We start from the raw sequence: 14,096 nt of genomic DNA, 5'->3' as shown, positions 1-14,096 counted from the left end.
CCGACTCCCCGTTCGGGCCTGGCCCGACACACCGTCGCTCGAGTAGAACGGGACAGCGCAGGCCGTGGCAGCAGACCGAAGACAATCGACGCGACGTCTGGTGGGAGCGGCGCTAGCGGCCGGTGTCCTGATCGTCGTCCCGAACGGCGGCACGCCCGCGCTGGCCGATCCGGTGGCGATGCCGAGCACGGCGAGCGAGGCCGTGCGACGCATGATCGAACTGTCGCGCGAATCCGAGCAGCTCAATCAGCAGGCGCTGGAGGCCCAGTCCGATCTGGACGCGAAACTGTCGGTGCAACACGAGGCCGACGCCGTACTCGCCGCGCGCACCGACGCGTTGAACGCGGCCCGCGACGAGGTCCGCCGCTTCCAGCCGGTCATCGACCGCACCGCCATCGCCGCCTACCAGGGCGCGCGCACCAACCGGATGTTCGCGGTGCTGGTCAGCGATTCACCGCAGCAACTGCTCGACCAGATGTCGACGCTGGACGTGGTGGAATCCAAGACCACCGAACAGCTCAAGCACTTCAAGAAGGCCAACGACGCCGCCCAGGCCGCGGAGACCGCCGCGCGCGCCGCCGCCGACACCGCGCGCGGCGCCGCCGACAAGGCCGAACAGGTGCGCGCCGACCTGGAGAGCAAGCGCGGCGCCCTCGGCGGCGCCGTCACCCAGGTGGTCGAGGCATGGGGCGCGCTGTCGGCGGGCGACAAGTCCGCGCTGGCGGGCGCCGCGTTCCCGCCCGGCTTCGACCGAGACAGCCTGCTGGAGGGTCTGGTGCCGGGCAGCGGCACCAGCGCGCTGGCCGCCGCGCTCACCCGCATCGGCGACCCGTACGTCTGGGGCGCCACCGGTCCGCGCCAGTTCGACTGCTCCGGCCTGGTGCAGTGGGCCTTCAAACAGGTCGGCGAGGATGTGCCGCGCACGAGTTCGCAGCAGGCGCGGTACGGCACGCCGGTGCCCAAGGACCAGATGCAGCCCGGTGACGTGATCTTCTTCTACTCCGACATCTCCCACGTCGGCATCTACGCGGGCAACGGACTCATGGTGCACGCGTCCACCTTCGGCGTTCCGGTCGCCGTCGCCCCCATCAATACGACACCGTTCCACTCCGCTCGGCGATACTGACGTCCCATGCGGATGCATGGGTTTCGCGCCTGGTGCGCCGAGCGCGGACGCGCCAGGTTCGCCGTGACGCTGGCGCTGCTGGTCGGGCTCACCGGCGCGGGCGGCGCGCTGCTGCTGGTGCCGAAGGTCGCGGTCCCGAGGATCACGGCCGCCCAGCCCGCGGTGGCGCCCGCGGGCGACGATCCGCGGCTCGCCCCGGTGCGCCGGACCATGGAACCTTTCGGCGCAGTGGTCGCCGAACGCTTCCCCACGGGCGCCGACCGCGAAGCCATCGTGGTCGGGCACGACGGGCAGCGCGCGGAGATGGCGGTGCTCGGCGCCGAACTCGCGCCCGCCACCGCGGCGATCACCGACCTGCTCGGGCGCGCGCGGCCGGGTTCGGCCCTGGTGGTGGTCGCGAGCAACCCGTCCGAATTCGCCGCGCTGGTGCGCTCGAGTTCGATACTGCCGGGCGAGGTCGCCGCGGTGACGGTCACCGATCCGTTCCCGCCGGGCGCCGAGCCGAGCGGTTCGCGCGTGGTGTTCAGTCCCGAGGCGGGCCGTCGCCTGTCCCCCGACGCGCTGCGCACCCTGCTGCGGCACGAACTCACCCACGTCGCCACCCGCACCGACACCGCCGACGGCGCGCCCGCCTGGATGCTGGAGGGTTTCGCCGAATACGCCGCACACCGCGGCGGCGGCCGGGCCTTCGCCGAGATCGCACCCACCGTCGCCGGTCACCTGGCGGCCGAACTGCTCCCCGCCGACCTGCCCGCGGCCGCCGACCTGGTCGGCCCGCGCGCCGCCGAGGCGTACGAGTCGGCGTGGACGGTCTGCGCGTATGTCGCCGACGCCTACGGCGAGCCGAGGCTGGTCGATCTGTACCGCGCGCTGGCGGCCGCGCCGTTGGACACCGCGGGCGAGGACCGGGTGCTGCGCGCGACGCTCGGCGTCGGCCGTGCGGAATTCGTCACCGGCTGGCGGGGTTGGCTGTCGACCCGCATCCGGTGAAACGGACGCACCGGATAGGTTGGTTGCCATGGCTCGAACCTTGCTGGTTACCAATGATTTCCCGCCGCGGCCGGGCGGTATCCAGTCCTATCTGCAGGCCCTCGCGGGCCAGTTGCCGCCGGATGATCTCGTGGTGTACGCGCCCCGCTGGCGCGGCGACAGTCATTCGAAGTTCGACGCCCGACAGAAGTTCCAGGTGGTGCGCCACCCGACCACGCTGATGCTCCCGACGCCGATGGTGCTGCGCCGGGCCGCGCGCCTGCTGCGCGAGGAGAACTGCGACACAGTGTGGTTCGGCGCGGCGGCGCCGTTGGCCCTGCTTTCCGCGCGGCTGCGCGCGGCCGGGGCCGAGCGAGTGCTCGCCAGCACGCACGGTCACGAGGTGGGTTGGTCGATGCTGCCCGCGGCCCGTCAGGCGCTGCGGTCGATCGGCGAGCACACCGACGTGGTTACCTACGTCAGCAAATACACGCGCGGCCGTTTCGCCTCGGCTTTCGGCCCGAATTCGGCGTTGGAGTACCTGCCGCCCGGCGTGGATTCGGAGGTGTTCCGTCCCGATCCGGCCGCCCGCGCGGAACTGCGCGCCCGCTACGGACTCGGTGAGCGCCCGACGATCCTGTGCCTGTCGCGGCTGGTGCCGCGCAAGGGTCAGGACGCGTTGATCGCCGCGATGCGCGATATTCGCACCCGGATCGACGGCGCGGTGCTGGTGATCGCGGGCGGCGGCCCCTACGAGCAGAAGCTGCGGAGTCTGGCGGACTCGGCGGGGGTCGCGCGGGACGTGGTGTTCACCGGCCGGGTGCCCTCGGCGGAGTTGGCGGCCCATCACACGATCGCCGACGTGTTCGCGATGCCATCGCGTACCCGCGGCGCGGGCCTCGACGTGGAGGGGCTCGGCATCGTGTACCTGGAGGCATCGGCGACCGGGGTTCCGGTGGTGGCGGGCCGCTCCGGCGGCGCGCCCGAGACGGTGATCGAGGGGAAGACGGGCCGGGTGGTCGACGGCCGCGACATCGCCGACATCGCCGGGGCCGTCGTCGACGTGCTCGCCGATCGCGACGCGGCGGCGCGGATGGGCGAGGCGGGTCGCGCCTGGGTGGAACAGCAGTGGCGTTGGGACACCCTCGGCGCCCGTCTGCGCCATCTGCTGCGCTGACCGTGCGGTGCCGAGGATGCGGCGGCAGCTGAAGGATGCGGCGGCAGCCGCGGACGCGGACGTGCGGCCATCTACTAGTCTCAGCGAGGTGAGCAGCATTCAGGTCGCGGACCAGACGTTCGTCGCCGCCGACGGCGCCGCGGTGGCCGAAATCCTCGGCGGTCCGAACCGGTGGCGCGAGTGGTGGCCGGATCTCACCCTGGAGGTCAGGGAGGATCGCGGCGACAAGGGGTTTCGCTGGTCGGTATCCGGCGGCTTGACCGGGACCATGGAGGTGTGGCTCGAACCGTCGCTGGACGGGGTGATCCTGCACTACTTCCTGCACGCCGAGCCGAAGGGCGCGCAGCGGATGTCGCCGCGCGACCTGCTCGCCGCGAATCGGGCGCGCCGGGTGGCGGGCAGGGTGATGTCGTTCGAGGTCAAGTCGCGTTTGGAGGCCGGGCGCCCCGCGGGCGTGACCCCGGCCGCCTGATCCGCCGCATCCATCGCACCGCCCACCGCATATCGTCGATGGGCCGAGCATCGTCGCTGGAAAGGAACCGTTGACCCCATGGCCGACCGCACTCAGAGGTCGATCCTGATCGAGGCACCCTCGCGGCGGGTGATGGCCGTCATCGCCGATCTGGAGTCCTATCCGGAGTGGGTCGCGGCGGCGAAGTCGGTCGAGGTGCTCGAGTCCGGCGCCGACGGGCGCGCGCGCACCGCCCGTTTCGTGCTCGACGCGGGCGTCGTCAAGGACACCTACGTGCTGTCCTACACCTGGCGCCCCGACGACAAGTCGGTCAGTTGGAAACTGCTCAGCGGTGAACTACAGAAGGCGCAGGACGGCAGCTACGAGCTGCTCGACCAGCCCGACGGCACCACCGAGGTCGTCTACGAACTGACCGTCGACCTGAACATCCCGATGATCGGGATGTTCAAACGCAAGGCCGAGAAGGTCATCACCGACACCGCGCTCAAGGAGCTGAAGAAACGGGTCGAAGGCTGACCGGGGCGCGGACCCGTCTGGAACTGTTCGTCGGCAAGGGCGGAGTCGGCAAGACGACGCTGGCCTGCGCGACGGCGATGGCCTATGTCCGCGCCGGGGAGCGGGTACTCATCGCCTCGCTCGACCAGGCCCATTCCCTCGGCGACGCGCTCGGCTTCCGTTTCGCCCACGACGCGGGTACGGTGCCCGGAATCACCGGCGTGGCACCGGGACTCGACGTGATCGAGCTGGATTCGCTTGCGCTGCTGGAGGATCGGTTCCGCGAGGTGGTTCGGGTCCTCGACACCGGCGGCGGCCACGATCACGGCATCGATCTCGCCGCGCTGGATCCGGCCGAATTGACCGGCCTGCCGGGCGTGCAGGAACTGTTGATGCTGGTCGAGGTCGCGCAACTGGTCGAGGAGGACGAATGGGACGTCCTCGTGCTCGACTGCCCGCCCACCGCCGACATGATGCGCATCCTCACCGCGCCGGACACGTTGCTCGGCTACGTGGAACGGGTGTGGCCGCCGCACGCGCGGGCGATGAGCGCGGCGGGTGTCGACCTGCGGCGCGCGGTGCTCGCGGCCACGGTGGACCGGATCGTGGCGACGGTGACCGCGGTGCGCGACCTGCTCGCCGACCACGGCAGGACGGGAGCGCGTCTGGTCACGGTCGCCGAGCGGGTCGCGATCGCCGAAGCCGAGCGGGTCCGTTCCGGGGCCGCGCTGCTCGGCCTTCGGGTGGACGAGATCGTCGTCAACAAGGCGCTCGCGCCGGTGCCGCCGCCCTCGGGTCCGGCCGAACATCCCGCCGTGCATTGGTATCTCGGCCGCCGCGCCGAACAGCTCGAGGTGATCGCGCGACTGCGGGACGCGGCGGGCGAGGTGCCGGTGGTGATCACCGCGCACACCGGTCGCGAGCCGGTGGGCCTCGACTCCCTGTCGGCCCTGTCCTACGCGGTGCGGGCGCGTCCTATGCTGGTCGACAACCCGGCGGAGGCGCGCGCGAGTTCCGGTGAACCGGTGGTCCGATGGGAATCGGGCGCCGGGCTGCATTCGGTGTACACGATGCGCATGCCCCTGCCCGTCGCCGATCCGGCGACGCTGCGACTGGGACGAGTGGAGGACGATTTGATCGTGGGAGCGGACGGAGTGCGGCGCCGGGTGCGCCTCGCGCCGGTATTGCAACGGTGCACGGTCGAGGGCGCCGAACTCGACGGTGACCGCCTGGTCGTGCGTTTCCGCCCCGACCCGCGGCTGTGGCCCCGATGACGGGGACGCGGGAACAGCGCGACGGGGGCGCCGAGGACAGCGGAGTCTCGGTGGACGGTTTGGCCGAATTCGCCGAGGAACTGAAGGCGCTGGCCGAGGCCGTGCTCGAGCGCGTCGAGCCGGTGCTGCGCCATGCCGCCGACGGCGCCACCGAATGGTCCAGTTGCAGTTGGTGTCCGGTCTGCGCCGCCGCGGCGCTGGTGCGCGGCGAACATCACGAGGTGATGGCCACCCTCGCCGAACACGGCACCGCGATCGTCACGGTGTTGCGCGAGGCGCTGGCGGGCACGCCGGTCGAACCGGTCATGCCCGACCCCGAAGACGTACTGTCACAACGCCGTTCGGCGCACGGCGCGCGCAGGCCGAGGGCGCGGGACGGCGCGGCGGGGCGCGAGGAGCCCCGGACGCGCCCGGCCTACGTCAGTATTCCGGTGACGATCAACCGATGACGGACCGGATGGCGACCGCCCGTCCGCTGACCGTCGGTATCGACGTCGGCGGCACCAATATCCGCGCCTCCGTGGTGGATGCCGAGGGCGAGGTGCTCGACACCGTGCAGGCGCCGACCCCGCATTCGGCTCGCGCGCTCGAGGACGCGCTGGAACGCGCCGTGCGCGAACTGCTTCCGCGCCACCCGATCGGCGCGGTCGGGCTCGCGGTGGCCGGTTTCATCAACGCCGACCGCTCGACCGTGCGTTTCGCCCCGCATCTGCCCTGGCAGGACACCCCGGTGGCGGAGCGCCTCACCCGCCGCCTCGACCTGCCGGTCATCCTCGAACACGATGCCAACGCGGCGGCGTGGGCGGAGTACCGTTTCGGCGCCGCGGCGGGCGGACACAATGTGGTGCTGGTCGCGATCGGCACCGGCATCGGCGCGGCGCTGCTCATCGACGGCAGGCTGTATCGCGGAAGTCACGGCGTCGCACCCGAACTCGGCCACCTCCAGGTGGTGCCGCAGGGCCGCGCCTGTCCGTGCGGCAAACGCGGCTGTTGGGAACGCTATTGCAGCGGTACGGCGCTCGCCGATACCGCGATCGAATTGCTCGCCACCGATCCGGCGCCGTCCACGGTGCTGGCCCGGGAGGTGTCCCGCGATCCGGGTTCGCTGACGGGTCGCCGGGTCGCCGGAGCCGCGCAGGACGGCGATCCGATCGCGATGCGGGCGATGGCCGATTTCGCGCGCTGGCTCGGTCTCGGACTGGCTTTCGTCAGCGATATCTTCGATCCGGATCTGGTGGTGATCGCGGGCGGGGTGAGCAGTTCGGCGCCGCTGTTCCTCGACGAGGCGCGCGAAGAGTACGCGCGCGCGGTCACCGGCGCGGGGCATCGACCGCTGGCGCGCATCCGCACCACCCAGTTGGGTGAAGCGGCAGGGATGATCGGCGCCGCCGAACTCGCGCGCGCCGTGCTCGCGGATTCCGGCGACGTGGCGCGCACGCACTGACCGGATCGAACGCATATTCGACAACCGTTGGCGCCGGCGTCGATTGGATCACACGGCTCGCCGTAATGTGGTGAGATACCGCGCTGCGGTTGGATGTGATCCTTTACCAGCGGTAAAGTCGGCGACATCGCAGGTTGCCCGTTTCTATCCCGGTCCGGGGGAAGGACGTCATGTTCTACTGGCTGCTGAAATTCGTGCTGCTCGGACCTTTGATGCGCCTCTACAACCGACCGACGGTCGAGGGCGTGGAGAATGTGCCCTCCGACGGCGCCGCCATCATGGCGGGTAATCATCTGTCCATCGCCGACTGGCTGTTCGCCCCGCTGCTCAGCCCGCGGCGTATCAACTATCTGGCCAAGGCCGAGTACTTCACGACACCCGGCTTGAAGGGCCGCTTCCAGAAGTGGTTCTTCTCCACCACCGGCCAATACCCCATCGACCGCACCGGCGCCGACGCCGCGGAGGACGCGCTGAACGCCGCCCGCCGTTTGCTGGATCAGGGTCGACTGGTCGGTCTGTACCCGGAGGGCACCCGCTCCCCCGACGGTCGCCTCTACAAGGGCAAGACCGGCTTGGCGCGTCTTGCCCTCGAAACCGGTGTTCCGGTCATTCCGGTCGCCGTCATCGGCACCGACGAGGTCTCGCCTCCCGGTCCGTTCCGCTGGCGCCGCCGCAAGGTCACCGTGAAGTTCGGCACCCCGATCGATTTCTCCCGCTACGAGGGCATGGGCGGCAATCGATTCGTGGAGCGCGCGGTCACCGACGAGGTCATGTACGAACTCATGCGCCTCAGCGGCCAAGAGTACGTGGACGTCTACGCGCACAGCCTCAAGAAGGGCGTGCCGTCGGGCAAGGCGCCCGAGGCCACCCGCATCCCCGACACCGCCGCGAGCTGAACCACCCGGCCACCTGCGCTGAACACCCCGGCCATCGAAGGCCCCGCCACTAGGCGGGGCCTTCGGCGTCGCAGGGCACACATGATCCGTCTCACAACACAAGCCGACGACAAGACGCTCTTATGGTGCGGCCGCGAGACTTCCCGGTATGTTCAAGAAATTGTTGGCCGCCGCGGGTGTCGGCGGCGCCGAGGTCGAGACCGAGCTGTTCACCCCGGGTGTCCAGCCGGGCGGCGTCGTCGAAGGTGTGATCCGGCTGCGCGGCGGCAATGTCGGACAGGACATCTCACGTATCGCGGTGGAATTCGTGACCCGTGTGGAACAGGAGTACGAGGACCACGAGGGTGTGCGGGACATGGGTTTCGGCTGGACCCACGTGTACGGCCCGCTGCACCTGCCCGCGGGCGCGCCCGCCGAGTTCCGCTTCGGTGCGCGCGCGCCACTGGAGACGCCGATCACCTTCTACAACGGCAGGCATCTGCCGGGCACGGTGGTCTCGGTGCGCACCGTCGTGGAGATCCAGGGCGCGGTGGACGCCGCGGACACCGACCCGATCGGCGTCGGCGCGCTGCCCGCCCAGCACATCGTGCTCGAGGCGCTGGAGCGCTTGGGGTTCCACCTGCGCAGCGCCGACGTGGAGGCGGGCCATATCCGCGACAGCCCGCAGCAGCTGCCGTTCTACCAGGAGATCGAGTTCTCCGGGTCGCCGAACTATCCGCAGCTGAACCAGCTCGAGGTCACCTTCATCGCCACCGAACACGGGATGAACGTGGTGCTGGAGGCGGACAAGCGCGGCACCTGGTTCGCCGAGGGCAGCGACGTGTTCGACTCGCTGTGGGTCGACTACGCGACGCTCGGTCACCGGGATTGGGCGGGCGAGTTACATCACCGGGTGGTCGGTATGACATCGCGCCACTGACCCGCGCGATTCGTCGTAACCCGACCGTGACCCGCGCCGCCGGTGCACAATCACCGGGTACGCCCTCCCCGATCCGATCCGCGCGGATTTCGTCGTTCCGCGGCAACCAGCGAGGGGCCGACGTGTCCGAGACAACACCCGATCCGATCGTGTCGCTGACCGTCGCGGCCGCACACCAACTCGGATACAGCTGTCGGGTGGCCGCTCGTGACGACGTCGTGCTGTCCGGTCCGAGCGGCAACCTGCGGGTCGGACTCGCGAACCTGCGACGGATGGCCGCCGACGAACCGCGTGAGCGGTGGCCCGCCCTCGTCGCCGACTACATCGGGACCGGCCTCATCGAACTCGACGTCGCCGACGACCCGCTCGATACCGACGATTTCGCCATGATGCGCGGACTGCTCCGCACCCGGCTCTACTCCGCCGACGCGGCGGGCGCCGACGTGGTGCGCCGCGAGATCGCGCCCGGTCTGGTGCAGCGGGTGCTCATCGACCGCGTGCACACCATGGCGCCGGTCACCGCGACGATGGCGCGGGACTGGCCGGTCGGGGAAGCGGAACTGTTCGCGCTCGCCGAGGCCAACACCCGCGGCGACGGACCGCTCGACCTCGTGACCCACGGATTCGAGCAGCCGAACGCCGAACGCGTCGACATCGCCATGCTGTGCGGACTCTCGGACTACATCACCGCGCACGCGCGCTGGCTCGGCGAGGACTATCCGGTGGCGGGCCCGGCGGGCGCGGTCTTCGTCGTACCGTCCCAGCGCCACATCTACGCCTACCCGGTCACCGACACCAAGGCCGTGCGCGCCACCACCCTGCTCGCCCAGCTCGCCGCGCTCGAGTACACGCGGCGGCCGTGGCCGGTGAGCCAGGACGTGTACTGGTGGCGCGACGGCCGCATCGAGCGCGCCGCCGTCATCGACTACGCCGCCGAACAACTGCGCATCCACCCCACCGAGGAGTTCGTCGCGGCGCTGGACCGACTGCGATCTTGACCACCCGCAACCATTGATAGCCTTGGGCTTTGCACGACGCCGAACCGTTGCCGAAAGGGCGCAGCGGTCGGCGCGCGAGGTGAGGTGAGCATGGTCCGCCGCGACACCGGTGGTCGAATCTTCCAGCTGACCGGGCGGACTCGCGGCGCGTCCAACGGCGCGCCGCCCACCGGCAAGATGGTGCGCGGCGCCAAATTGGCCGCGGTCCCGGTGGCGTTCGCGGGCCGCAGGGTGGCCGGTGTCGGCAAACGCGCGCTCGGCCGCTCCGCCGAAGAGGTGAACCGCGAGATCCGCGCCAGGACGGCGCAACACATGTTCGCGGTGCTCGGCGAACTCAAAGGCTGCATCGCCAAACTCGGCCAGGTGCTGGCCATCTACGAATTCGTGCTGCCGGAGGATGTGGCGGGCCCGTACCGGGAAGCGTTGGGCAAGCTGCAGGATTCGGCGCCCGCGATGCTGCCCGCGGGCGTGCACCAGGTGCTCGCCGAACAACTCGGGCCGGACTGGCGCTCGTTGTTCCGCGAATTCGAGGACCGCCGCCCGGCCGCCGCGTCGGTGGGCCAGGTGCACCGCGCGGTGTGGCACGACGGCCGTGCGGTCGCGGTCAAGATCATGTATCCCGGTGCGCGGCAAGCCATTCACGACGATCTGCAAACCCTGCGCAGGCTGAGTCCGCTGTTCGGGGCGCTGCTGCCCGGCGCCGACGCCCGCTCGGTCATCGACGCGCTGTGCGCCTACATCTGCGAGGAACTCGACTACGAACTCGAGGCGCGCCACCAGCGCGCGTTCGCCGCCGCCTACGCCGACGATCCCGATTTCGCCGTCCCCGACGTGGTCGCGCAATATCCGGACGTGCTGGTCACCGAATGGCTGGAAGGCGTTTCGCTCTCGCGCATCATCAACCGCGGCGCGCCCTTCGAACGCGACCGGGTCGGGCTGCTCATCCTGCGTTTCCTGTTCTCCGGCCCCACCCGCGCCGGACTCCTCTACGGCGATCCGCATCCCGGCAATTTCCTGGTCATGCCCGACGGGCGGCTCGGCGTGGTCGATTTCGGCGCCTGCGCGCCGTGGCCGCCCGGTTTCCTCGACATGATCAGCGATATCGCGCCCGCCCTGTTCTCCTGCGATCCGGTCGCGCTCGAAGCCGCCATCCGCCGCAACGGCTACATCACCCCCGGCCGCACCATCGATATCGACACCGCGGCCGCCCAACTCGCCCCCGTGCGCGACGCGGTGATCGCACCGACCATCGACCTCGAACCGAACTGGCTGCGCACCCACCTGGCGACCCTCACCGAACTGCGCGTGACCAACGTGGTGCGGCAGATGACGATGCCATCACCGCACACCACGGTCGCCCGCACCTGCGTCGCCGGACTCGGACTCCTCGGCCAACTGCGCACCACCCTGCCACTGCCCAAGGAGTTCGCGCGCTGGTTCCCCGATGTGGTCGAGATACTCGAGGACGTGCGGATCCACCGAGCATGAACAGCGGGGGCCGCCGAGACCGACCGGCATCGAGCGAACCTGTCGACATGTCGAAGTCGGCCCGCCCGGCACTGTGCGTTCGCATCGTGCCGGAGTGGCCTCGCGATCACCGATCCGGCGCTCGACATGTCCCCGGAGCGGTTCGATCGGCGGCGGCCGACGAAGGCTCGCGATGTGGATTCCCGGCGCGACACCCCGACGGTCGCACCCTCCGGCGCGCCGGTCGCGGAAACCGGCCACGGTCACCTCGAGGACCGGCATCCCAGCAGGTCAGATGGGGTGCACGAGGAGTGGCGCAAGTCCCCCCTTCTTCGGGTACGCATGGCGGCTCCGGCTGTGGCAAAGTTTCGTGCCATGAGCACGCCGCACACTGTCTCCTCCGAAGAATTTCTACCTCGTGACACCGCGGATGTCGTTCGCACGGTGCGGGATTCACGAGGACGTGCGGAGCGGTTGACGGTGCGTGGCGGCGAACTACTCGATGACGGGCTCGCGCTGCCCGATCAACGCGCCGTGGTCTCGCTGCGGCGCATGAACGCGGTCCTCGACATCAACCTCGGCCGTCGCACCGTCCGCGTGCAGGCAGGCGCCAAACTCTCCGACATCGACCGGCGCCTCGCCGCGCACGGCCTCGGCCTGCCCATCGTCGGCGACCACCGCGACATCACCGCGGGCGGCTTCGCCTCGGTCGGCGGCGTCAGCAGCGCATCACACCGCTTCGGCCTGTTCACCGACCAGATCGTCGACCTCGAATACGTCGACCCGGACGGGCGCATCGGCACCTGCGGTCGCAGACACCACACCGACCGGTTCCACCGCATCCTCGGCGCGGGCGGGCGGGCGGGCATCATCACCGCCCTCACCCTCGACGCGATCGATATCGACAAGGACCACACCTGGCTCACCACCGACGCCGACCGGTTCCTCGACTTCGATTCCTTCGTCGAACACGCGCACGCCGAGATCGCGCATCCGGGTAACGCGGCGCTGCAGGTCGGCCGCTGGGTCGACACCGCACCGCTGAAGGTCTCCCGCCCGGTCGGCACCGGGCACGTGCAACTCGGCACCGTCCGGTTCGGCCAGTGGTCGAGCCTCTACCCCACCGCGCCGACGCGGTCGCTGCGGGCCAGGCGCGAAGTCGGCACGAGGACCAGGAAATCCCTCGGCGCCATCGCCTCCGCCGCGGGCGGGCGCGCGGGCATGCCGGTGCGCAACGCGGCGGCGGGCGCACTCATGTTCGCCCCCAAGGTGCTGACGCTGCGCGACGCGGAATACCTCGCCGACACCGTGATCAGCTCCTCCGAACGCGGCCCCGCCTACCGCGTCGGCATCTTCGCGCCGCTGTCGAGCTACGCGTCGGTGTTCTACCGCCTGCACGACCTGTTCTCCGGACACCGCGAACGCACCGGCTGCTTCACCGTGATCTCCGCGATGACCTACGGCGTGCGCTCCACCTACCTGCGCGCCGAGGCCGAGGCGCGGAACCTGCCGGTCGAGGACTACGGTCTGATCACCTTCACGTGCCGGTTGCGCCCGACCGCGCTGCCGTCGGAACTGTTGCGCGGCATCGTCGCGAGCATCGACGACATCTGCGCCTCCGAACACGCCCTGCGCTACGAGTCCGCCGATTAGACTGTGCCGCATCGTAGTAGTCGCTGAGCGGTAGCTCCTTCCGGGGCCACCGCTCGGCGAGCGCCGTTCGACGCGGGCCTTCGGTGTCGAGGGACGTGCTCAGCGTTTCATCGACTGCGAAGGTTGCTGATCGGCGATGCTCGAATTCCGTCCCGCCCCCGGCCGTCTCACCGACCGCCTGCGCCGCCGCGAACGGGCAGGCGCCTGTCCGGCCGACATCCTCGCGGGCAGGTGCGTCGTGCTCACCGACGCCTGCTCGGATACCGGCCGCGCCACGGCCTCCCGGCTGGCGGTTCTCGGCACGCGCTTGGTCCTCGTCGACCGCGACACCGACCGCCTGACCGCTCTGCGCGAACAGATCACCTCCTCCGGCGGTCTCGCCCGCTCCCGCCGCTGCGACCTGTCGGCCCTCGGCGATATCGACCAGCTGGTGGAATGGATACGCGGGGAATTCGGCGCGATAGACGTGCTCGTCAACAATGCCCGCGCTGTGTCCCCCGGCGGCGCACACGCCTGCTCCGATCGATTCCGCGCATACCAGCACACCATGGCCGCCAATTACTTCGGCCCCCTCCGCCTCACCCTCGGACTGCTTCCCGCGCTGCGGCATTCGAGATCGGGCCACGTGGTCAATGTGGGTCCGCGTCTCGCAGAAGGCATCCCACACGACGCCCCTGCGGCGTTGGCCGGTGCGGCGGTCTCGAGGTCACGCGACAGCGCGGCGGACGCGGAGTTCCCCGGCGGACCGGCGACGAGCGCGGGTTCGACGGCCGCGTGGGCGATCTTCAGCCGATGCGCCGAGTTCGAGGCGGCGCCGCACGGCATCCAGGTGCACGCCGTGCACTGCCCGATCTCCCCGAAGGGCACCGATCTTCCATACGCGACAACCACGGCCCTCGCCATCGAATCGGCCATCCGCGGCGACCACAGCACACCCACACTCACTCGCCCCCCGCGCAGCCGAACCGAACGATAAGCAGCACCCCCGCCACCTATGGGCCAAGAACCCGAAAAGCGCACCGCCCCACCGGTTTCATCCGATAAGGCAGCACGCCACGGTTCACTCGAAGATTCGCGACCCGTCTCACAAGTCCCAGCGTTCGAGACACAGGCAGCACGCCACGGTTCACTCGAAGGTTCGCGGCCGTGGCGCGGGCCCCCCCACCGAAGAAAAGCGACAAGGCGACACATAAAATACCCAAGGAC

Annotated in this window: 14 protein-coding genes; all 14 read left to right on the top strand. The window is 70.3% G+C overall.

What is annotated here, in order from left to right; all coding sequences use genetic code 11:
• Nucleotides 1-100 precede the first annotated feature (100 nt).
• Nucleotides 101-1,126, top strand: coding sequence for an NlpC/P60 family protein (locus IT779_RS27670; RefSeq protein ID WP_332838991.1), 1,026 nt, complete (start codon nucleotides 101-103; stop codon nucleotides 1,124-1,126).
• Nucleotides 1,127-1,132: 6 nt separating this feature from the next.
• Nucleotides 1,133-2,116 (top strand): basic secretory family protein, encoded by a 984-nt coding sequence (locus IT779_RS27665; RefSeq protein WP_232542156.1) that lies wholly within the window; start codon nucleotides 1,133-1,135, stop codon nucleotides 2,114-2,116.
• 28 nt (nucleotides 2,117-2,144) lie between these two features.
• On the top strand, nucleotides 2,145-3,272 hold the full coding sequence (locus IT779_RS27660; protein ID WP_196152363.1) for a glycosyltransferase family 4 protein: 1,128 nt from the start codon (nucleotides 2,145-2,147) through the stop codon (nucleotides 3,270-3,272).
• 88 nt (nucleotides 3,273-3,360) lie between these two features.
• On the top strand, nucleotides 3,361-3,744 hold the full coding sequence (locus IT779_RS27655; protein WP_196152362.1) for a polyketide cyclase / dehydrase and lipid transport: 384 nt from the start codon (nucleotides 3,361-3,363) through the stop codon (nucleotides 3,742-3,744).
• A 78-nt stretch (nucleotides 3,745-3,822) separates the two neighbouring features.
• Nucleotides 3,823-4,260 (top strand): SRPBCC family protein, encoded by a 438-nt coding sequence (locus IT779_RS27650; RefSeq protein WP_196152361.1) that lies wholly within the window; start codon nucleotides 3,823-3,825, stop codon nucleotides 4,258-4,260.
• Entirely contained in the window at nucleotides 4,257-5,513 is a 1,257-nt protein-coding gene (locus IT779_RS27645; protein WP_332839006.1) for an ArsA family ATPase, read from the top strand. The genes IT779_RS27650 and IT779_RS27645 overlap by 4 nt, the downstream gene beginning before the upstream one ends.
• Entirely contained in the window at nucleotides 5,510-5,962 is a 453-nt protein-coding gene (locus tag IT779_RS27640) for a hypothetical protein (RefSeq protein WP_232542154.1), read from the top strand. Before IT779_RS27645 ends, IT779_RS27640 begins: the two co-directional genes overlap by 4 nt.
• Nucleotides 5,959-6,957, top strand: coding sequence for an ROK family glucokinase (locus tag IT779_RS27635; protein WP_196152360.1), 999 nt, complete (start codon nucleotides 5,959-5,961; stop codon nucleotides 6,955-6,957). Before IT779_RS27640 ends, IT779_RS27635 begins: the two co-directional genes overlap by 4 nt.
• 170 nt (nucleotides 6,958-7,127) lie before the next feature.
• Nucleotides 7,128-7,853, top strand: a complete 726-nt coding sequence (locus tag IT779_RS27630) for a lysophospholipid acyltransferase family protein (protein ID WP_196152359.1) — start codon at nucleotides 7,128-7,130, stop codon at nucleotides 7,851-7,853.
• A 148-nt stretch (nucleotides 7,854-8,001) separates the two neighbouring features.
• Complete coding sequence (locus tag IT779_RS27625; RefSeq protein WP_196152358.1) at nucleotides 8,002-8,772, top strand: sporulation protein; 771 nt, start codon at nucleotides 8,002-8,004, stop codon at nucleotides 8,770-8,772.
• 122 nt (nucleotides 8,773-8,894) lie between these two features.
• Nucleotides 8,895-9,770 carry a hypothetical protein gene (locus IT779_RS27620; RefSeq protein WP_196152357.1) on the top strand — a complete coding sequence of 292 codons (876 nt, stop codon included), beginning with the start codon at nucleotides 8,895-8,897 and terminating at the stop codon, nucleotides 9,768-9,770.
• A gap of 90 nt (nucleotides 9,771-9,860) precedes the next feature.
• Nucleotides 9,861-11,258 (top strand): ABC1 kinase family protein, encoded by a 1,398-nt coding sequence (locus tag IT779_RS27615; protein ID WP_196152442.1) that lies wholly within the window; start codon nucleotides 9,861-9,863, stop codon nucleotides 11,256-11,258.
• Between the two features lie 321 nt (nucleotides 11,259-11,579).
• Nucleotides 11,580-12,890, top strand: coding sequence for an FAD-binding oxidoreductase (locus IT779_RS27610; RefSeq protein WP_232542172.1), 1,311 nt, complete (start codon nucleotides 11,580-11,582; stop codon nucleotides 12,888-12,890).
• A gap of 136 nt (nucleotides 12,891-13,026) precedes the next feature.
• Complete coding sequence (locus tag IT779_RS27605; RefSeq protein WP_196152355.1) at nucleotides 13,027-13,866, top strand: SDR family NAD(P)-dependent oxidoreductase; 840 nt, start codon at nucleotides 13,027-13,029, stop codon at nucleotides 13,864-13,866.
• Nucleotides 13,867-14,096: the final 230 nt, after the last annotated feature.

This window comes from Nocardia bovistercoris (assembly GCF_015674855.1).
Lineage (GTDB): Bacteria > Actinomycetota > Actinomycetes > Mycobacteriales > Mycobacteriaceae > Nocardia > Nocardia bovistercoris.
The sequence above is the reverse complement of the archived record's forward strand: the minus strand, read 5'-3'. Positions and strand labels throughout refer to the sequence as shown.

Coding starts and splice junctions, on each gene's coding strand:
- IT779_RS27665 (WP_232542156.1), top strand. CDS start 1,133: ATGCGGATGCATGGGTTTCGCGCCTGGTGCGCCGAGCGCGGACGCGCC.
- IT779_RS27660 (WP_196152363.1), top strand. CDS start 2,145: ATGGCTCGAACCTTGCTGGTTACCAATGATTTCCCGCCGCGGCCGGGC.
- IT779_RS27650 (WP_196152361.1), top strand. CDS start 3,823: ATGGCCGACCGCACTCAGAGGTCGATCCTGATCGAGGCACCCTCGCGG.
- IT779_RS27640 (WP_232542154.1), top strand. CDS start 5,510: ATGACGGGGACGCGGGAACAGCGCGACGGGGGCGCCGAGGACAGCGGA.
- IT779_RS27635 (WP_196152360.1), top strand. CDS start 5,959: ATGACGGACCGGATGGCGACCGCCCGTCCGCTGACCGTCGGTATCGAC.
- IT779_RS27630 (WP_196152359.1), top strand. CDS start 7,128: ATGTTCTACTGGCTGCTGAAATTCGTGCTGCTCGGACCTTTGATGCGC.
- IT779_RS27625 (WP_196152358.1), top strand. CDS start 8,002: ATGTTCAAGAAATTGTTGGCCGCCGCGGGTGTCGGCGGCGCCGAGGTC.
- IT779_RS27615 (WP_196152442.1), top strand. CDS start 9,861: ATGGTCCGCCGCGACACCGGTGGTCGAATCTTCCAGCTGACCGGGCGG.
- IT779_RS27610 (WP_232542172.1), top strand. CDS start 11,580: ATGGCGGCTCCGGCTGTGGCAAAGTTTCGTGCCATGAGCACGCCGCAC.
- IT779_RS27605 (WP_196152355.1), top strand. CDS start 13,027: ATGCTCGAATTCCGTCCCGCCCCCGGCCGTCTCACCGACCGCCTGCGC.